Source organism: Brevibacterium sp. 91QC2O2 (assembly GCF_024580695.1).
Taxonomy (GTDB): Bacteria; Actinomycetota; Actinomycetes; order Actinomycetales; family Brevibacteriaceae; genus Brevibacterium; species Brevibacterium moorei.
The window spans coordinates 23367-43724 of record NZ_JANIJY010000008.1; the positions used below are offsets into that span (position 1 = coordinate 23367).

The following is a 20358-nucleotide window of genomic DNA, read 5'->3' on the forward strand; positions in this document are numbered from 1 at the left end:
GGCCACTTCCCACGCAAGGAGACATCAGTGAACCTCGACCGCCGCAGGGCCCTGCGGCTGTTCGGTTCCGCGGGCGTGCTCAGCGCTGCCCTGGGGACCGTTCTGGCCGTCCGACCCACGTCGACCCAGCCCGCAGAAGCGGCCGGCACCCAATTCCGGGGCCTGTGGTTGTCGACGGTGGAGAACGTCGACTGGCCGGGGGATACGGGCCTGTCCGTATCCCGGCAGAAGTCGCAGCTGCGCGGCATTCTGGACCGTGCGCAGGCATACAGGTTCAACGCGATCATCGGCCAGGTGCGGCCCAATGCCGACACTTTCTGGCCCTCGAAGCTCGAACCCTGGTCCAAGTGGCTCACCGGGAAGGCGGGAAAGAACCCCGGCTACGACCCACTGGCCTACCAGATCGACCAGTGTCACAAGCGCGGCCTGGAATTCCATGCCTGGTTCAATCCGTTCCGGATCTGCTCGAGTGCGGATTTCAAGAAGCTGCCGGCATCCCATCCGGGCAAGAAGCACCCGTCGTGGACTGTGCGCTATGCGGGTTCCGTCTATTACAACCCCGGTCTGCCCGAGGTCCGGCGCCATGTCCGCAGCGTCGTCCTGGAGGTTGTGGGCCGCTACAAGATCGACGGGGTCCACTTCGACGACTACTTCTACCCCTATCCCGTGGACGGGAAGAAGTTCGACGACGACAAGGCCTTCAAGAAGCACGGTGGCGGCAAGAGCCGAGGCGCCTGGCGGAGGGCCAACATCACTTCCTTCGTCGCCGACATCCACAGCAGCGTCAAGCGGGTGCGCCCCGGAGTGCGATTCGGCATCAGCCCGTTCGGCATCTGGCGGAACAGGGAGAACGACTCACGTGGGTCGAACACCCACGGCGGCGAGTCCTACAGCGATAACTACGCAGACACATACGCCTGGATCAAAAAGGGGTACGTGGACTACGTCGTCCCGCAGCTGTACTGGAAACAGGGCTTCAAAGTGGCCGATTACAACACCCTGGCGCGCTGGTGGGCAGGGGTGGTCAAGGGCACGAAGGTCCGTCTGTTCATCGGCCAGGGGGCCTATCGTCTGGGCGAGGAGTTCGGGCGCAATGAGCTGGACAACCATCTGGGCTTCGATGCGAAGATCCCGCAGATCACCGGTGAAGTGTTCTTCTCCGCCCACGACATGATGAAGAACAAGTGGAAGGTGTTCTCGCGGATAGCCAACGGCAAGTGGAAGAGCAGGGCCGTGCCGTGGCCGGCTACCAAGCCGCCGAAGAAGCCCTCGCCGCCTGCACAGAAGCCGCAGATGTCCGGTGGCGCGGTGGACATGTCCGGCGGAGTCGTCCAGGGCAACGGCGGGATGAGCGGCGGCGTGACTCCCACGCACTGACCAAGCTGCGGCCCAGGTGGCCGTTGCACAGCCGGGACGCGCCTCGGAGGTTGCCCCGAGGTCCGCAGCATGCAGGGGTGGGGAAACCTGCATAGACCGTGTCAGACGGTGCCGGTAGCCTTGGGCGCGTGAACCTCCTGACGAAGCTCAGCCTGAAGAACCGCGCACTCATCGCACTGATCTGCGTGTGCGCAGTGCTCTTCGGCGTGATCGCAGCATCAACCCTGAAGAAGGAGCTGTTCCCCAGCTTCGAACTGCCTCAGGCCGTGGTCGTCACCCAGTACCAGGGTGCCAGCCCCGAAGCCGTGGAACGCGAGGTCACCGATCCGCTGGAAACGGCGCTGACCGGTCTGCAATCGGTTGAACACGTGGATTCCCAGTCCTCAACCGGCTCCTCGCAGATCACGGTGCAGACCAAATACGGCACCGATTCCGACGATATCGTCCGCGAACTCCAGCGCGCGGTGTCCCAGGTTCAGTCCCAACTGCCCGACGGCGTCGAACCCAATGTCATCAGCGGCGGCATGGGGGACCTGCCCGTCCTGGTGGTCTCCGCCAATCCCGCTGCCACAGGCGGTGACGCCACAGCAGCGGACACCGAACGGCTGGCGAGCGATCTGCGCGACGTCGTCGTCCCCGAACTGAAGAAGGTCGACGGGGTGCGCTCGGCCACGGTCTCCGGCGGGCGGACCAAACAGGTCGACATCGTCATCGACAAGGACGACCTCAAAGACGAGGGCGTTTCCGTCGAACAGCTCGCCGGAGTCCTACAGGCCAACGGGGTCCCGACCTCGGCCGGTGACCTGGCCGACGGCAAGCAGAACGCACCGGTCGAAGTGGGCAAGCGCATCGCCTCGGTCAAACAGATCCGGAACCTGGTCGTCACTGGAAGCGACGGCCCGGTCAAGGTGTCGAAGGTCGCCGACGTCGCGCTGAAGGACGCGCCGGTAACCAGCGTCTCGCGCACCAACGGGCAACCCAGCCTGACCCTGTCAGTGACGAAGAAACCGGACGCCAACACCGTGGACGTGGCCCGTGCGGTCAACGATGCACTGCCCGGCCTGGGCGCTAAGGTCGGCAATCCGGACTTCACCACTCTGTTCGACCAGTCGCCATTCATCGACGATTCGATCAAGGACCTCATGACTGAGGGCGTGCTGGGTCTGATCTTCGCGGTCCTGGTCATCCTGGTCTTCCTGTTCAGCGTGCGCGCGACCGTCATCACCGCGATATCCATCCCGATGTCGCTGCTCATCGCACTGATCGCGCTGTGGCAGGGCGGGCAGACGCTCAACATGCTCACCCTGGCGGCACTGACGATTTCGATCGGCCGGGTGGTCGACGATTCGATCGTCGTCATCGAGGCCATTAGACGCAGGCAGGCCGCAGGTTCAGACGGCACCACGAAGTTCTCCAATATCCTGGCGGCCGTGGGCGAAGTCGCCGGCGCCATCACCGCCTCGACCCTGACAACGGTGGCCGTGTTCGCCCCGCTCATCTTCGTCTCCGGGCAGACCGGAGAGCTCTTCCGCCCCTTCGCCCTGACCGTGACGATCGCACTGCTGAGCTCCCTGCTGGTGGCACTGACGATCGTGCCGGTGCTGGCCTACTGGTTCCTGCGCGCCCGCGAAGCCCGGGTACGGCTCAGCGGGGACCAGAAGCGGGAGATCCGTGCAGAACAGCGCACTGCCGTGGCGGCACTGCGCCGGCGTCACCGGGCCGAGCGCAACGGCAGGCATTCGGCCGAAGCCGGTGAGCCCGCACAAGACGAAGCCGGGGAGCCGAGCACTTCGGGGGAGGACACCGTGCCGCTGCGCGCGGCCGGTGGTGCCGCCGGCCGAAGTGCCGCAGCCCTGGGCCCGCTCGGCGGTGCCGCTACCGGGACCTCGGCGGCCGAGGCCCCCGCAGCAGTCGACGAACTCGCGGGCCTGCGCGCGCCTGCGACCCGGCTGCAGCGCACCTACCTGCCGGTCATCGGCTGGACCACCAAGCACCCGCTCATCACGCTCGTCGCGGCCGTGGTCGTCCTGGTCCTGACCTTCGCCATGGTGCCCAAACTCAAGACGGAGCTGCTGGGCGATACCGGCGAGGACTCGCTGCAGGTCCAACAGACCTTCCCCGCCGGCCTGAGCATCGAACAGGCGGCTGACCGGGCCAAGCCCGTCGAACAGCTGCTGGCCCGCGACCCCGGCATCGAATCCTTCCAGTTCAGTGTGGGCGACGATCAGTTCGGCTTCGGATCGTCAGGTGGCAGCCTGTTGGGCAGCTACCTGATCAACGTGCGCGGGGACGCGGACCCGGCCCAGGTCGGGGACCGGATCCGGGAGGCCACCGCGAAGCTCGACGACGCGGGCGAGGTCACCCTGGCGGACGGACAGTCCACGGTCGGCGGTTCGACGATCGATGTGAACCTCACGGCGAATTCCACCGAGGACCTGCGCAAGGCCGCCGCGTCCCTGAGCAAGGCCCTGGGCGGCGCGGATGGCGTGCAACAGGTGGAGAACGACCAAGCCGCCACGAAGGAGGTCGTGCGCGTCGACGTTGACCATCGCAAGGCGGCGAAGAAGGGCCTGAGCGAGGCCGCGATCGGCCAGGCGGTGGCCCGCGCGATGGACGGGCAGACGATCGGCAACGTTGTCTTCGACAATGTCACGCACAAGGTGCTGCTGTTCGACGGCCAGGTGACCGACGTGGACGAACTGAAGAACCTCAAGATCACCGTGGCCGGCGGGGCATCCGCCGGGGGAACCTCCACCGGAGGTGCGGCTGCCGGCGGCGCGGGTGCCTCCGGCGGTGCGGCTCCGCAGGCCGGGGGCCAGGTGGCGCGCGCCGGGGGAACTGTCTCACCGGATCCCACGTCCTCGCAGACCCCGACTCAAACGCCGACGGCCACAGCCACAGCGTCACCCACCCAGGAGCCGACGACCCCGGCCCCCACACAGCAGCCCACCGGCCCCGGGCAGCCCACCGGACCCGGACAAGAGATCCCCGGCGGCGGGCAGATGCCCAATGTTCAGGTGCCCGGCGGTTATCCGCAGGCACCGGGCGGACAGTACCCAGGGGGCCAGATGCCGTCGGGCCAGGTGCCCGGTGGCTATCCGTCCTCGGCCGATGCACAGCCGAAGGCCAAGACCGTCAAGCTCAAGGACGTGGCGAAGGTACGTACGGTGTCCACCCCGCCGGTGATCTCGCACTCCGATGGTCTGCGTTCGGCCAAGGTCAGTGTCACCCCGTCCGGTGACGATCTGGGCGCGGCCAGTGCCGCAGTGCAGAAGGTCGTCGACGAGACGCACCTGCCCTCGGGCGTCAGCGCGGACATGGGTGGCGCGACCCAGGAACAGACCGACGCCTTCGCCCAGCTGGGACTGGCGATGTTGGCGGCGATCCTCATCGTCTTCGTCATCCTGGTCGCGACGTTCAAATCGCTGGCCCAGCCGTTCATCCTGCTGGTGTCCATTCCGTTCGCCGCCACCGGGTCGATCGGGTTGCTGTTGGCCACCGGAACGCCCCTGGGACTGACCGGGATGATCGGCATGCTCATGCTCATCGGCATCGTCGTGACCAATGCGATCGTGCTCATCGACTTGATCAACCACTTCCGCGCCCACGGGGTGGGACTGCGCGAGGCCGTGGTCCAGGGTGCCAGGTTGCGCTACCGTCCCATCATCATGACGGCGCTCGCGACGATCTTCGCGCTGACCCCCATGGCCCTGGGCCTGACTGGCGGCGGGGTGTTCATCTCGCGGCCCCTGGCGATCGTGGTGATCGGCGGTCTAGTGTCCTCGACCCTGTTGACCCTGGTCCTGGTCCCCGTGCTCTACATGTTGTTGGAAGGGATGAAGGAACGCAGACGTGATCGGCGCGAGGCCAGGGAGGCCGCGCGCGCCAGGGTCCTGGACCGGGTCGAGGCCGGAGGTCCGGCCGCGCCCGGGCCGGGTGACAGCGGTCCCGCCGGTGAACTCGGCGCCGACCGGCCGGGTCCCGGGGAGTGAGCACTCCGCCGGCACTTGGGCCGCGCTATGGTCTCCAGCTCGCGCTCGTCGCGCTGCTGTCCTTGGGGAAGTCCGCCGTCTACGCCGTCGTGGACCTGGCGGATACGCTCAGCCGCGGGCCCCTGGCCGATGCGCAGGCGCAGCTGAACACCTCAGTGTCGTCGCGGCCCTGGTTCGATCTGCTCTATCAGCTGCTTGGCATCGGCTTCACACTGGTGCCGGTGGTCCTTGCCCTGTACTTCATGAGCCTGGACCGGCTGCCGGGGCACGGCAGCCCACAGCCCGGCACGCTGCAGCCCGGCAGTCTGCGTGCGGTGTGTGGGCGGATCGGGTTCGATGCGCGCCGGCCCTGCGGGGACCTCGGGCGAGGAGTCCTGCTGTTCATCGTGATCGGTGTGGGCACTCTGGGTGTGTACTTCCTCGGACGGTCATTGGGCGTCACCGCGGAGATCCAGACGAACAACCTGGGCGCGAACTGGTGGACGGTGCCGGTCCTGATCCTGGCCGCGGTGAAGAACGGCGTGCTCGAAGAGGTCCTGCTCCTGGGGTTCTGCGTGGACCGACTGCGCCGGATGGGGGCGGGGCCGTGGACGGTCATCCTGGCCCTGGCGGTGTTCCGCGCCAGCTACCACCTGTACCAGGGGATCGGGCCCTTCGTGGGCAATGTGGCAATGGGCGTGATCTTCGGCTGGCTATACCTGCGCAAACTGCGGGCCGTCGAGGTCGCGGGCGGCTTCAACGCGGCCGTGGGTGCCGCGGGCGCGCCGCTGGGGGCCCCGACGGGCTGGGGCCGGGTCATGCCCTTCGTCGTGGCGCACACCCTCATCGACGCGGCGGGCTTCCTGGCGCCGGGCATCCTGGCCGCGGTCGATCCGCGCTGACCCGGTACGGGCACGGGGTCGGACTGGTGCCGGCACAGGGCCGTCCTGGTGCGGCCTCGCGCCCGGCCGGTCAGATGACTCAGATGACGACTTCGCCGCGGGCGGTCTGGAAGGTCACGTATTCGATGCCGGGCAGGCCGTCCGGCGCCGTCCAGTCGATGCTGATCTCCGGGATGGGCTTGGGGTCCTGTGAACCCAGCCAATTGCGCAGCCGGTCACGGGAACCCGCGATCGCCAGTGCGATGATGGCGGTCTTCGCCACTGCCAGGCGGATGCGCGCAGAGGGGTGCTGTTCGGCGGGGGACTCCCAGTGGATGAAGTACGGCAGCTGCGGATCGGCGATCAGGCCCTTGACCCCGATCTGCTTCCAGTGGAGCTCTTCTCCACCTTCGGGTGTGCGGTTGCCGGGCACCCAGGGGCGCTCGAGGCGTTCGGAGACCGAGTCGGTGTCGTCCACGGCGACGCACCAGCCCATCCAGCCGCCGCCTCGGGCCGACTGTGCTCTGACGGCCTGGCCGAAGGGCGTGATCTGGGCGGCCGGGTGTTCGAGGGCCTCGACCACTTCGAGGTAGTGGCCGTCGTCCAGGGGGAAGATCATATTGCGCGTGCCGAAGCGCGGATGCAGGCCGCCGTCATAGGGCTTGATCCCCAGCTGCTCGGCGATCCGCTCGGCGGTCGCGGCACAGCCGTCCGGCTGAGCGGCGAACGAAACATGGTCGAGGCGGAGCATGTCTCCAGCGTGGCATAGAGCACAGGAAAACGAGACTTAGTCAACCCTAAGCTCCGCCTGAATACGCGGGTGGCTCCACTCATGCTCGCGTGGCTCGAAACCTCATGAGTTAACGAGCCACACATGCATGAGTGGAGCCACCCGGCGCGTCAGTGGCCTTCGGTCTTGGCGCGTTCGATCGACTCGTTGACGATGCGCTCGGCCTCTTCGCGGCCGGCCCAGGTCGAGCCCTTGACGAACTTGCCCGGCTCCAGATCCTTGTAGTGGACGAAGAAGTGCTCGATGGCGTCGAGCTGGTGCTGCGCGATGTCCTTGACGTCGACGATGTCCTCGAAGCGCTTATCCCCGCCCAGGACCGCCAGGATCTTGTCGTCGCCGCCGGCCTCGTCCTCCATCTTGAACACGCCGATGGGGCGGGCGTCGACCTGGCAGCCGGGGAAGACCGACTCGTGCAGGATCACCAGTACGTCGAGCGGGTCGCCGTCCTCGCCCAGGGTGCCCTCGAAGTAGCCGTAGTCCGTGGGGTAGGCCATCGAGGTGTAGAGGTAGCGGTCCAGCTTGACGCGGCCGGTTTCGTGGTCGACTTCGTACTTGTTCCGCGAGCCCGCGGGGATTTCGATCGTGGCAAGGAGTTCCATGAGTGCCTCGAGTCCTATCTGTCTGTTCGTTGGATCGTCTCGATGCCCTTCGCCCACGAGCGGATGCGCCGGCGGCGGGCATACTCCTCTAGCATAGAGAAGGATGTCGGCGAGTCGATACAGAGTCGATCCAGTGTCGACGCAGCCGGGTACCTGAGAGGACTGAAGAGTGACGAAGAGGCAGGGCGGAAAGCGGCGCCATCCGATTCTGCGGGCCTGCGCCTGGGGTGGCGCCGCGGTCGTCATCGTGGGTGCCGCCTATGGTGCCGGGGATGCCTATGACGTTCTGCCCGGCCCCCTGACCACGCAGCCGGCCCTGCTGCTCGATCCGCTGCCGGAGCCGACCCCGGGCATCGAGCAGGCCGCCGCGCCCCGCGCGCTGGCCGATGACGCCCCGGTGCCGGCGAACCTGGCCAAGCTGATCGGCGGGATGAAGTCGGACAAGGCGATGACCGGCAAATTCGGCGCCGAGGTCCGCGACGCGCTGAGCGGGAAGGTTCTGTACTCGACCGCGGCGGACTCCCAGAAGACCCCGGCCTCGGTCACCAAGGTGCTCACCGGCACGGCCGCCCTCGGCGTGCTGGGCGGGGAGACGAGGTTCACGACCAGTGTGGAACTGACAGGCGGCCCCGCGGCCAAGGCGACTTCCGGGGCCGAGGCGGCAGGCGCCTCGGGCGCGCAACCGCACCTCTACCTGGTCGCCGGCGGTGACGTCATGCTGGGCGCAGGGGCATCCGATGCGGGATCCGTGATGGGCCGCGCGGGACTGGCCAGCCTGGCCGAGCAGACCGCCGCACAGTTGAAGAAACAGGGCGTGAAGAAGGCAGCCGTATCGGTCGATCTGTCGCGCTACTCCGGCCCGCGCTTCTCTTCCGCCTGGTCGCGCGCGGACATGGCCACTGGCGCGATCAACCCGATCACCCCGCTCATGCTCTCCGCCGGCAAGACCGGCGCAGGGGAATACGCCCCGCGGATGGCCGACCCTGTGACCCCGGCGCTCAAGGCCTTCACCACGGCCCTGGACAAACACGGCATCGCGACGACCCCGGCCAAGCCCCGGACGGCCCCGCAGGGTGCCGAACGGGTCGCCGCCGCCACCAGCGCCAGCGTGGCCGAACAGACCAGGTACATGCTGGAGAACAGCGACAACGTCATGGCGGAGGTGCTGGGCGTCGAGGTCGCGAAGAAGATGGGCAAGGGCGACTCGATCGACGACGGCCCGGCCGGAGTCATCGCCGCGCTGGCGCAGCTGCGGGTGGAGACCGGTTCGATCCACCTGGGCGACACCTCCGGCCTGGACTACTCCAACCGGATCAGCCCACACGAAATGGCCGACGTGGTGCGCACCGTCGCGACCAGCCGGGGCGACCTGTCCCAGCTCATTCCGAGCCTGCCGGTGGGGGGCCTGTCGGGCACGCTGGCCGAACGCTACCGGGATCCGGCCAGCAAGGACGGCGCGGGCAAGGTCAGCGCCAAGACCGGCACCCTGTCCACCGTGACCTCGCTGGCCGGCACCGTTGTGACCAAGGACGGCAGGCTCCTGGCGTTCGCGTTCATGGCAGACGGGATCAAGCCCGGCTCCGCCGACGCGGTGCGCAAGCTCTACGACGCCAATGTCACCAAGCTCGCCGACTGCGGGTGCAGCTGAGTGCGCTCGCACAAGGACGGTGAGGGCCGGCTCCACCCGGCGCTGCGCACTGTGCGCGAACTGACCCCGGCCGGGCCCCGGCTGAGCCGCTATGCGACCCGAGCCCTGGTCGCGGATCTGCGCAACGCCGCCCAGACCGCCCCCGACCTGGTGCTCGGCGTCATGCGCCTGGCACCCGCGGCCGACACCCGGGTCCGCCGCACGCTGGCCGGGCAGGGCCCCGCCCTGGTCGTCGACCGGCTGGGCTGGGCCAAGGCGAACGTCGAGGCCACCGCCGGGTTGGGCGAGCTGCTGGCAGCCGCCGGGACCGAACGCGGGCTGGACAACCTGGCCCAGGCCGGCCACACCCTGGCGCAGGACCCCGTCGCCCATCCGCATCTACAGGGGCTCGACGACTTGGGCGCGGCAGCGGAACTGGGCGCTGCGCTATCGGTATTGGCACCCCGGGTGCTGGGTCAGTACCTGCCCTTCGGCCCCACCGGCCGGTTGTTGCTGGTCGCTCCGAACGTCGCGGCGAACGAGCAGCGGCTGCAGGTTGTGCCCCGGGACTTCCGGCTGTGGGTGGCCCTGCACGAATCCACCCACCAGGTGCAGTTCGCGGCCGCACCCTGGCTGCGCGAATACCTGGAGGGGCTGATCGTGGAGCTCGCGGTGTCCGCCGAGGACGAATCGCCCGGTGTCCTCGACACGATCCGTGCGGTGGTACGCACGATCACCGGCCATGGCAGCCTGCTCGACATCGTCTCCACCCCCGCCCAACGGGAGAAATTGGAGCGGATCACCGCCATTATGAGCCTGCTCGAGGGCCACGCGGACGTCGTGATGGACGCCGTGGGCCCACGCGTCATCCCCAGCGTGGCACAGATCCGCGCGCGCTTCGACACCCGCAGGGACGATTCCGGGGCGGGCTTCGGTGCGATCGTGGCCCGGGCCCTGGGACTGGCGGAGAAAATGGAACAGTACCGTTCGGGTGCCCGCTTCGTGCGCGGGGTGACCGGCCGGGTGGGCCATGCGGGACTGGCCGCCGTCTGGGAATCCCCCCAGGCGCTGCCGAGCCCGTCCGAGATCGCAGCCCCGGGGGAGTGGGTCGCCCGTGTCCTGGGCTGAGGGTGTGGCCGGCGGGCCGGCCGGGCAGTGCCCCGTGCCCGCCGCCGACGGATCCACCGAGCGGCGGGACCTGGTCGGGGCGCCCGCCACCCCGGCCCGCCCGCGTCTTGACCCCGCCACCGCCGAGGTGCGCCGCCGGCTGCGCGAATTCCTCGCCTCGCACCTGCCGGAGCCCTCAGGGGCCGAGCCCGGCGAGCACCCCGGCCACACCTTCCTGCTGGGCGTCTCCGGTGGTGCGGACTCCATGGCACTGGCCACCGCAGCGGCCTTCTTGCAGAACTCGTCCAAACGGCCGGGGCCCACGCGCCCGCCCCTGCGCTTCGCCGCGGTGGTCGTCGACCACGGCCTGCAATCCGGCTCGGCCGCGCACACCGCCGGCGTGGTCGCCCGGCTGCGCGCCTGGGGCCTGGAGGCCACCGGGGTGCGCGTCACAGTGGCGGCTGACGACCCCGCCGGGCTCGAGGCCGCGGCCCGGACCGCCCGCTACTCCGCCCTGGAGGCGCGCCGGCTAGAACTGGGCGCGCTCGCCGTGCTCACCGCGCACACCCTGGACGATCAGGCCGAGACCGTGTTGTTGGGCCTGGCCCGTGGCGCGGGTGCCCGCAGCCTGGCGGGGATGCGGCCGGTCACGGGCACCGTGTGGCGGCCGCTGCTGGGATGCGCGCGCAGCGTCACCCGTGCGGCCTGCCTGGCCCAGGGCGTGCAGGTCTGGGACGACCCGATGAACGAGGACCCGCACTATGCCAGGGTCCGCGCCAGGAGCACCGTGCTGCCGCTGCTCGAACGGGAGCTGGGCCCGGGCATCGCACGCGCTCTGGGCAGGACCGCAGAGCAGTTGGCGGCCGATTCGGACCTGCTGGAATCCCAGGCGGCCGAGGCCGCGCACCGCTTGGGCGCGGACCCGGCCGGCAAACCGTCCGGGCATCAGGGGGGACTACCGGGTGATCTGCCGGCCGCGGCCTCGGCCGAACCGGCGGCGCTGCGCCATCGGATCATCCGCGACTGGCTGGCCGCCGCCGGCGCCCGCCAGGAGGTGACCCACCGGCACGTCCTGGCCGTAGACGAACTGCTCATGCGGGTGCGCCACGGCGCGGTATCGGTCCCGCCGGGGGTGTCCGTGTCCCGGGTGCGCGGACCGGACACGGAGCGCGGCGCACTGCGCATGACCCGTGTCAGTGCTCACACGGTAAGCTGAGAAGAGCGCAATCGCAAAGGCATCGAAGGGGAAGAGGCACCGTGGATCAGCAGGATCTGGGCACCGACATCGAACACGTCCTCGTGACGGAAGCACAGCTGAAACATCGGCTGACGGAAATGGCCGCGCAGATCGACCACGACTACCAGGGGCGCGACATCCTGATGGTCGGCGTGCTCAAGGGCGCCGTCATGGTCATCGCGGACCTGGCCAGGGCCCTGCACTCGCACATCACCATGGACTGGATGGCGGTGTCCTCCTACGGCTCCGGCACGAAGTCCTCCGGTGTGGTGCGCATCCTCAAGGACCTCGACACGGACCTGCACGGCGCACACGTGCTCATCGTGGAGGACATCATCGACTCCGGCCTGACCCTGTCATGGCTGCTGGCCAATCTGCGCTCGCGCGGGGCGGCCTCGGTGGAGATCTGCACGATGCTGCGCAAGCCAGACGCCATGAAGGTCGATATCGACGTGAAGTACATCGGCTTCGATGTGCCGAACGAATTCGTGGTGGGCTACGGTCTGGACTACGCGGAGAAGTACCGCAACCTGCCCTTCGTCGCCACCCTGGCCCCGCACGTCTACAGCTGAGCGCCCACCGCAGTCGGGCGTCTACAGCTGAAACCAAACTTCGCGCACTAGACTGCCCGTCGCACCATCCCATCGTCGCCGAGAGGACCCATGGCCGACTCCGATAAGAACCGTCCGGACAAGCAGGACGGGCCGTCATCCGATTCCAAGTCCGGTGGCAAGAGCGCCAAGACCGGGCCCTCCAGCGGTCAGGCGCGTATGAAGAAGATGGCCAGGGGCCCACTGTCCTGGGTCATTCTGGCGATCATCGTCATCTCCATCGCGACACTCCTGCTGTCAGGCGGGGGTTTCCAACGCATCGACACCAGCCAGGGCCTGAGTCTGCTCAAGGACGGCAAGGTCGAACAGGTCAAGGTCGTCGACGGCGACCGGCGCGTGGACATGACCCTGAACGAGGACTTCAAGGTCGATAAGAAGGACTACGGCAAGAAGGTCCAGTTCTTCTACGTCGAACCGCGCGGCGAGACCGTGGTCAAGGCGGTCTCCGACGCCAAACTGGAGAACGGCTACACCGACGAGGTCCCCAAGCAGTCGTGGGTCACCAGCCTGCTGATCAACCTGATCCCCTTCATCATCATCGGCCTGATCTTCTGGTTCCTGCTGTCCCAGATGGGCGGTGCCGGCAAGGGCATCATGAACTTCGGGAAGTCCAAGGCCAAGCTGGTCAACAAGGAGCACCCGGACGTCACGTTCAAGGACGTGGCCGGTGTCGACGAGGCCCTGGAGGAACTGCAGGAGATCAAGGAATTCCTGCAGGAACCCAAGAAGTTCACCTCGGTCGGGGCGAAGATCCCCAAGGGCGTGCTGCTCTACGGCGCGCCCGGTACCGGTAAGACGCTGCTGGCCAAGGCCGTGGCGGGCGAGGCCGGGGTCCCGTTCTACTCCATCTCCGGTTCGGACTTCGTGGAGATGTACGTGGGTGTCGGCGCATCGCGTGTGCGCGACCTGTTCGAGCAGGCCAAGCAGAATTCCCCCTGCATCATCTTCATCGACGAGATCGACGCGGTGGGTCGACAGCGCGGTGTGGGCATGGGCGGCGGCAACGACGAACGCGAACAGACCCTCAACCAGCTGCTGGTGGAGATGGACGGTTTCGACGCGAACACGAACGTCATCCTGATCGCGGCGACCAACCGCCCCGATGTGCTCGACCCCGCCCTGATGCGGCCGGGCCGTTTCGATCGGCAGGTCACGGTGGAGGCCCCCGATATGAAGGGCCGCCAGCGCATCCTGGAGGTCCATGCGAAGAACAAGCCCCTGGACTCCAGCGTGGACCTGGGCATGGTCGCCAAGCGGACCCCCGGGTTCACCGGCGCGGACCTGGCCAATGTGCTCAACGAGGCCGCGCTGCTCACGGCGCGGACCAATCAGCACGCCATCACCAATGTCATCATCGACGAGGCGATCGACCGCGTCATCGCCGGTCCGCAGAAGCGCACCCGCCTGATGAACGACAAGGAACGCCTGGTCACCGCCTATCACGAGGGTGGCCACGCCCTGGTGGCTGCCTCGATGAACAACACGGATCCGGTCACCAAGATCACGATCCTGCCGCGCGGGCGCGCCCTGGGCTACACCATGGTGATGCCCGATGAGGACAAGTACTCGACGACCCGCAACGAACTGCTGGACCAGCTGGCCTATGCGATGGGCGGGCGCGTGGCGGAGGAACTGGTGTTCCACGATCCGACCTCGGGTGCCAGCAACGACATCGAGAAGGCCACCGGAACCGCGCGCAAGATGGTCACGCAGTACGGCATGAGTTCGCGCGTGGGCATGGTCAAGATCGGCGATGAGAACTCCGATCCCTACGCCGGCCGGAACGCGGACGAACACTATTCGGATGAAACGATGAACACCATCGACTCCGAGGTCCGTGAACTCATCAACACCGCGCACGCCGACGCCTACTGGGCGCTGACGACCAACCGCGCAGTGCTCGACCGCTTGGCCCACGAGCTGCTGGAGAAGGAGACCCTGGACCAGCACCAGCTGACCGACATCTTCGCCGATGTCGTCAAGGCTCCCAAGCGCGACATCTGGTTGGCCGATCCGGACCGTCCCGTCTCCGACATCCCGCCGATCGAGGTCCCGGAACGCCAGGTCGTGGACCTGGGCGGTTGGTCCGGCCTGGCCTCCGAGGGACCCGACGGCAACGGTGGACCGGCGGATCATCCGCAGGCCGGCGGTCCGCAGGCCGGGCACGGGCAGCCCTATCCGGGCCCGCAGAGTCCCTATGGCGATCAGCCCACCCAGGTGTTGCCGCCGGTCGGACCGGGCCAGCCGGGCCAGTACCCAGGGCAGCACGGTCAGCCGGGCCAGTACCCGGGACAGCAGCAGTACCCTTCGGCCGGCCAGCCCTACCCCTCGCAGCCGGGCCCGTACGGCCCGCAGTCAGGCCAGCCCGGTCAGCACCCGGGCCAGAATCCGCAGGGCGGACAGGGCCGGCACCCGGGACAGGGTTACCCGGGCTCCTACGGTTCGCAGCCGGGAACGGGCTACCCGGGTCAGCCGGGTCCTTACGGTTCGCAGCCCGGATCGGGCTACCCAGGGCAGCCGGGGCAGGGCTACCCGGGAGGTCCGTACCCCTCGCAGCCGGGTCAGCAGTACCCGCCGCAGGAACCTGGTTCGCAGCCCGGCCCGCAGCAGCCCGGCCACCCAGGGCAGCCAGGGCAACCCGGTGAACCGGGCCAGGGCCCCACGGGTCCGCAGCACTGAGCCACCCGGCCGCCCGTTCACTCCTCCCAGTCGAAACCGAAGAAGGCAGCATGGTCGATCAGCCCCGCATCGAAGCAGCAGTCCGCGAAATCCTCTACGCGATCGGGGAGGACCCGGATCGCGATGGGCTCCTCAACACCCCCGGGCGGGTGGCCAGGGCCTATGAGGAGATGTTCGCGGGCCTGAGCCAAGACGCCTCCGAAGTCCTGGGCGTGAACTTCGATGTGGGCTACGACGAAATGGTGCTGGTGCGCAATATCGAGATGTACTCGACCTGCGAACACCACCTGCTGCCCTTCCACGGGGTCGCCCATGTGGGCTACATCCCGGGCAAGGAGGGCAATGTCACGGGGCTGTCCAAACTGGCGCGGCTGGTGGAGATCTACGCCAGGCGCCCGCAGGTCCAGGAGCGCCTGACCAGCCAGATCGCCAACGCCCTGGTCGAACACCTCAACCCGCGCGGGGTGATCGTCGTGATCGAGGCCGAACACCTGTGCATGTCGATGCGCGGAGTGCAGAAGGCCGGCGCCACGACCACCACCTCGGCCGTCCGCGGCCAGCTGCGCGATCCCGCCAGCCGGGCCGAGGCCATGAGCCTGATCCTGGGCAAGTGACGGTGGGCGACAGCACGGGTTCCCGGCCCGGCGAGGCGACCGCGACACCCCAGCCGGGCAATGCGGCCACGGCGGCGGAGCGGACCCAGATCATGGGCGTGCTCAATGTGACGCCCGATTCCTTCTCCGACGGGGGCCGCTACTTCGACCAGGCAGCGGCGATCGCGCACGGCCTGGAGCTCATGGCCGGCGGCGCTGACATCATCGACGTGGGCGGCGAATCGACCCGGCCGGGTGCGGCACGGGTGGACCCGGACGAGGAGATCCGCCGGGTCGTCCCCGTCGTGCGCGAACTGGCGGCGGCCGGGGCCGTGATCAGCATCGACACGATGCGCGCGGCCACCGGCGCGGCCGCCCTGGAAGCCGGCGCCACGATCCTCAACGACGTCTCCTCCGGCCAGAGCGAACCCGCCATGTTGCCCCTGGCGGCCCAGTCCGGCGTTGACCTGGTGCTCATGCACTGGCGCGGGTACTTAAGCGATAAACACGCCGTCTACACTTACCGGGACGTCGTCGGCGAAGTCCGATCCGAGTTGCGCGAACGCGTCACCGCCGCGCTGGACGCCGGGGTATCGGCGCAGCGGATCATCCTGGATCCTGGACTGGGGTTTGCCAAGCACGCCGAACACAACTGGCAGCTGCTGGCCGGCCTGGACGAGTTCGTCCAATTGCCCTACCGGCTGTTGGTCGCAGGCTCCCGCAAACGCTTCCTGGCCCGGCTGATCGACCCGCAGGACCCGGGCTCGGTCAGCGAGGCGGACCGAGACGCCGCCACCGCCGCCATCACAGCCGTGTCCGCGCGCGCGGGCGCCTGGGCGGTGCGCGTGCACGAACCCAGGGCCTCGGCGATCGCGGCCGCAGTGGTGCACGCGATCGACCTGGCAGGGCGCGATCAGGTGCCCACCACCTCCCACCACGATGAAGGGACCGCCCGATGAACCAGCCCCTGGACCGGATCGAGCTCACCGGCCTCAAGGTCTTCGGCTACCACGGCGTATTCGACCACGAGAAGCGCGACGGCCAGGACTTCATCGTCGACGTCGTGCTGCATGCGGACCTGGCCCCGGCCGCCGGCAGTGACGACCTGGCCGACACTGTGGACTACGGCGGCCTGGCGGAGGAGGTCGCGGCGATCGTCGAGGGTGAGCCCTTCGACCTGATCGAGACCCTGGCCGGGACCATCGCCGAACACTGCCTGACGAAGGCCGAACGCGTCGAAGTCACCGTCCACAAACCGCACGCCCCGATCCAGCGCAGCTTCGACGATGTGGCCGTGCACGTGGAGCGGACCCGGCGCGCCGTTCGCCCCCAGTTGATCCGCGCAGTGCTGTCGCTCGGGTCGAATATGGGCAGCTCCGCCGACACCCTGGACGCTGCCCTTGAGGCCCTGGCCGAACACCCGCGGATCAGCGTCGAGGCCATCAGCTCGAAGTACTCCACCGCGCCGGTCGGCGGAGTGGAACAGGACGACTTCGTCAACGCCGCGGCACTGGTGACCAGCTCCCTGAGCCCGCGCGAACTCCTGGCGGTGTGCCAGGGGATCGAACTGGCCCACGGCAGGCGCCGCCTGGTGCACTGGGGGCCGCGCACCCTGGACATCGACCTGATCCGGGTGACCGACGCCTCGCAGGACATCGACGACCCGCTGGTGCAGATCATGAGTTCCGATCCGGTGCTGACCCTGCCACACCCGCAGGCCGCGGGCCGTGCCTTCGTGTTGGCCCCCTGGGCCGAACTGCGTCCGGCCGCCCGGCTGCGCGCCGCGGCGATCACTCGAACCGATGCGAGCGACCCCGACACTGCTACCGTGGAGGTGACCAGGCGGGCCGCTGAGCTGGCCGGTCAGGGCATTCGCCGTCTCAACCGAACCGTCTGAACTGATAGGACCACAGACCGCAGGACCATAACCCGAAGGACCCGAGAAGGACCGATGAACAAGATCCGCCCGCTTTCCCTGGTGCTGTGGGGACTCGTGGGCCTCGTGGCCGGTGGCTGCCTGTGCTACGTGCTGGAATCGACCGGACGCCAACTGCCCCCGGCACCGTGGCCGGCGATCGGCGGGATGGTGCTGCTCTCCCTGGTCCTGTTGATCCTGGGCCTGCCGATCAAGCGCTGGAACGACGGGGACCGCAAAGAGGTGATGGACCCGCTGCGCGCGGCCCGGGTGGCGATCATGGCACGCGCAGCGGCCTTCGCCGGCGCGATCCTGACCGGCTTCTACGGCGGCCACCTGCTCTACCTGCTCATCAGCACCGATGTGCTGCGCGTGCATCTGGCCATACCCTACGCAGCGGCATTCCTGGCGGCCGTCGTCCTGCTCATCGTCGGTCTGATCGTCGAATGGTTCTGCCGCCTGCCCCCGGACGACCCCCGGGAGATCGAACGCAAACGCCGGGAGTCCCAGGGTCGTGACACCGGTCTGAGCGGTCCGGAGGCCGATCCAGCATGAATGAGACGAATATGCCCTCCCACAGTTCCCCCTATGATCCCTCTGCTGCGGTGCCGGGCAGGCCCTCCGAGCCGCCGGTGAACACGCTGGAGCGGGAGGAGCAGAACTTGGAGCCGCTGAGCCGTCGCCTGGTCGGCCTGCGGCTGATCGGCCTGGCGGGCTGGCTGCTGCTGCCGCTGGTGGTGATCGCCGCGACCATCGTGCTGGCCGTTTGGCAATCCTGGGCCTGGCCGATCGTGGCCGCCGAGGCCCTGATCACCGTGGTGCTGTTCGGCTGGCTGGCCGTGCTGATCCCCCGCCAGGTGCGCCGGATGGGATTCCGGGTGGGCGAGACCGACCTACTGATCCAGCGCGGCATCATGTTCCAGCGCACCACGATCGTGCCCCTGGGCCGGCTGCAGTTCGTCGATGTGGGGCAGGGACCGCTGGAGCGGCTGCTGGGCCTGGCGACGGTGGAACTGCACACGGCCTCGGCGAAATCCGATGCCGTCATCCCCGGTTTGACCAGGGCCCGCGCGGATGCGCTGCGCAATGAGCTGGCAGCCCGTGGCGAGCACCGCCTGGCAGGGTTGTGATCGACGATGACCGAGCACGCGGATACCAACGGCTGGCGCCACGTCCACCCGCTGACCCCGGTGGTGCGCACCGTGATCGTCGCCGTGGCGATCGTGGCGGTGGCCGTGGCGAACGCCCACCAGCTCATCCAGGACCAGGTGGAGGCCTATCTCCAACACGATGAACCGCCCACCAAGGCGATCTGGCGCTGGGCGGCGGACAATCCGCTGTACCTGCTGGCCGGCCTGGCCGTGCTCGTGGTGGTGCTGGCGCTTGTGGTGGGCGGCAACTGGCTGACCTGGAAGTACACCCGGTTCCGGCTGGGCAGTGACGCCGTCTACCTGCACCAGGGGGTGCTGTCGAAGAAACAGCGCTCCGCCCGGCTGGACCGGGTGCAGGCGATCGACGTCAACCAGCCGCTGCTGGCGCGGATCGTGGGCCTGGCGACCCTGAACTTCGATGTGGCCGGCGGCAAGAACTCGAACATCGCCATCGGCTATCTGCGCCGCGCCGAGGCCTTCGAACTGCGCGATGAGATGCTCGCCAGGGTGCGCGCGGCCAAGGCCGGGGAACAGCCGGCAGTCGGCACAGCCCAGGGCGCTACTCAGCCGCAGGGCACGAGACCGGGGCCGGGCGGGCCCGCGGTTCCGGATCCGGGACCCGGCACCGGTCCCGGTGCGGCTCCGGGCGCTGCCCCGCGCCTCAGCCCGGGTGCGGGCGCACAGCCGGGTGGCGCCTCGGCCCCGGGCGCTCAGACCTTCCCCGGCGCCACGCAGTCCGCCGGACCGGCCGACGCGACGGGGGAGCGCGGCACTTCGGTGGGTTCGCGCCTGCTGGCGGGGCTGGCGCACACCGGCCAGGCCGTCGGCCAGGACATCGAGGGCACCCTGCGCGAGGCCCTGGCCGCTTACACCGTCGACCCGCGGGTCGACGCCGCCGGCCGGCTGCTGCGGATCCCGGCCCATCAGGTACTGCTCTCCCAACTGCTGAGCGCGGGCACGATCGTGGGTGTCCTCTTCATCCTGGCAGTGATAATCGGTGTGATTATCGCGGTGTCCATAGCCGGCGGTGAGGCCCTGGGCGCCTTATTGAGCGCGGCGATACCGATCGTGATCGCTTTCGTCTCCGTGTTCTATGCGCAGGCCAAATCCGGCCTGCAGTACGCGAACTTCTCTGTGGCCCTGACCGCCGACGGGCTGACCATCACCACGGGACTGACGACCACCGTGCGCCGCGTCATTCCGCTCGACCGGATCCAGGCGGTGCGGGTGAGCCAGCCCCTGCTGTGGCGTGGCCCGGACTGGTGGAAGGTCGAATACAACTTCGCCGGTGGTAGCGATGTCGCCGATGCCAAGTCGATCCAGACGGTGCTGCTGCCGGTGGGCAGCAGGGAACAGGCGCTCATGCTGCTGGGCCTGGCGCTGCCGGACCCGGGGCGCGCCGACGCTCGTGAGTTCATCTTCGACGCGATGGATTCGACCGACCACCGCAAGCCCGGCAATACGGGCTTCGGGGCATCACCTGCGGTGGCCCGCTGGCTGGATCCGCTGACCTATAAGCGCAACGGTTCGGCGCCGCTGGAACACATGGAGGTGATCCGGGGCGGCAGACTGCACCGCTGGGTCGTCTTCGTCCCCTATGCCAGGGTGCAGTCGCTGCGCCTGGAACAGGGGCCGCTGCAGCGGAGGTTCCACCTGATGACGATCGAACTGCATTCGACCGCGGGTCCCATCCAACCGCGGATTCTGCATGTGGACCCGGTTTCGGCGCAGAACATGTTCATGGCCCTGGGCGCGCGCACCCAACGGGCCCGCGATCTGATGGACGGGCGGGCACGTATATGAGGGAATGCAAGTGAAAC

The 20358-nt window shown here is 68.5% G+C and carries 15 protein-coding genes and 1 pseudogene; 14 read left to right on the top strand and 2 right to left on the bottom strand.

The genetic code is table 11. The features are described from left to right. The first annotated feature begins 27 nt into the window (after positions 1-27). From NQ036_RS07885 to NQ036_RS07895, 3 genes are all read left to right on the top strand, one after another. On the top strand, positions 28-1377 hold the full coding sequence (locus NQ036_RS07885; RefSeq protein ID WP_257058168.1) for a family 10 glycosylhydrolase: 1350 nt from the start codon (positions 28-30) through the stop codon (positions 1375-1377). A 128-nt stretch (positions 1378-1505) separates the two neighbouring features. Next, positions 1506-5369, top strand: a complete 3864-nt coding sequence (locus NQ036_RS07890; RefSeq protein ID WP_257058170.1) for an efflux RND transporter permease subunit — start codon at positions 1506-1508, stop codon at positions 5367-5369. Beyond that, the gene (locus NQ036_RS07895) at positions 5366-6250 is read left to right on the top strand and encodes a CPBP family intramembrane glutamic endopeptidase (protein ID WP_257058173.1); all 885 of its coding nucleotides are present in this window, start codon (positions 5366-5368) and stop codon (positions 6248-6250) included. The genes NQ036_RS07890 and NQ036_RS07895 overlap by 4 nt, the downstream gene beginning before the upstream one ends. 79 nt (positions 6251-6329) lie before the next feature. Here NQ036_RS07895 and NQ036_RS07900 read toward each other — a convergent pair whose 3' ends face one another. Next, positions 6330-6980, bottom strand: coding sequence for a VOC family protein (locus NQ036_RS07900; RefSeq protein WP_257058175.1), 651 nt, complete (start codon positions 6978-6980; stop codon positions 6330-6332). A 149-nt stretch (positions 6981-7129) separates the two neighbouring features. Then, complete coding sequence (locus NQ036_RS07905; protein ID WP_257058177.1) at positions 7130-7618, bottom strand: inorganic diphosphatase; 489 nt, start codon at positions 7616-7618, stop codon at positions 7130-7132. A 169-nt stretch (positions 7619-7787) separates the two neighbouring features. On the opposite strand from NQ036_RS07905, the gene dacB reads away from it, so the two are divergent. From dacB to NQ036_RS15655, 11 genes and pseudogenes are all read left to right on the top strand, one after another. After that, positions 7788-9266: a D-alanyl-D-alanine carboxypeptidase/D-alanyl-D-alanine-endopeptidase gene (gene dacB / locus NQ036_RS07910; protein WP_257058179.1), complete on the top strand. Its 1479-nt coding sequence runs from the start codon at positions 7788-7790 to the stop codon at positions 9264-9266. Beyond that, positions 9267-10373: a zinc-dependent metalloprotease gene (locus NQ036_RS07915; protein ID WP_257058182.1), complete on the top strand. Its 1107-nt coding sequence runs from the start codon at positions 9267-9269 to the stop codon at positions 10371-10373. It abuts the gene before it with no gap. Then, complete coding sequence (tilS, locus tag NQ036_RS07920; RefSeq protein WP_257058185.1) at positions 10360-11568, top strand: tRNA lysidine(34) synthetase TilS; 1209 nt, start codon at positions 10360-10362, stop codon at positions 11566-11568. The genes NQ036_RS07915 and tilS overlap by 14 nt, the downstream gene beginning before the upstream one ends. Positions 11569-11609: 41 nt before the next feature. Then, on the top strand, positions 11610-12161 hold the full coding sequence (gene hpt, locus NQ036_RS07925) for a hypoxanthine phosphoribosyltransferase (protein ID WP_257048177.1): 552 nt from the start codon (positions 11610-11612) through the stop codon (positions 12159-12161). A 198-nt stretch (positions 12162-12359) separates the two neighbouring features. Then, positions 12360-14597 (top strand): annotated as a pseudogene (gene ftsH, locus NQ036_RS07930) (ATP-dependent zinc metalloprotease FtsH); the annotation flags it as partial. A gap of 332 nt (positions 14598-14929) precedes the next feature. After that, a complete protein-coding gene (gene folE / locus NQ036_RS07935) occupies positions 14930-15493 on the top strand; it encodes a GTP cyclohydrolase I FolE (RefSeq protein WP_257048178.1) in 564 nt (187 codons plus the stop codon). A 92-nt stretch (positions 15494-15585) separates the two neighbouring features. Next, entirely contained in the window at positions 15586-16431 is an 846-nt protein-coding gene (folP, locus tag NQ036_RS07940; RefSeq protein WP_306428191.1) for a dihydropteroate synthase, read from the top strand. Then, positions 16428-17369 (top strand): 2-amino-4-hydroxy-6-hydroxymethyldihydropteridine diphosphokinase, encoded by a 942-nt coding sequence (folK, locus tag NQ036_RS07945; protein WP_257048180.1) that lies wholly within the window; start codon positions 16428-16430, stop codon positions 17367-17369. The genes folP and folK overlap by 4 nt, the downstream gene beginning before the upstream one ends. A gap of 54 nt (positions 17370-17423) precedes the next feature. Then, positions 17424-17942 carry a DUF3180 domain-containing protein gene (locus NQ036_RS07950; RefSeq protein ID WP_257048181.1) on the top strand — a complete coding sequence of 173 codons (519 nt, stop codon included), beginning with the start codon at positions 17424-17426 and terminating at the stop codon, positions 17940-17942. After that, positions 17939-18517, top strand: coding sequence for a PH domain-containing protein (locus NQ036_RS07955; protein ID WP_257048183.1), 579 nt, complete (start codon positions 17939-17941; stop codon positions 18515-18517). Before NQ036_RS07950 ends, NQ036_RS07955 begins: the two co-directional genes overlap by 4 nt. Positions 18518-18523: 6 nt before the next feature. Then, positions 18524-20341: a PH domain-containing protein gene (locus NQ036_RS15655; protein ID WP_306427586.1), complete on the top strand. Its 1818-nt coding sequence runs from the start codon at positions 18524-18526 to the stop codon at positions 20339-20341. Positions 20342-20358 lie beyond the last annotated feature (17 nt).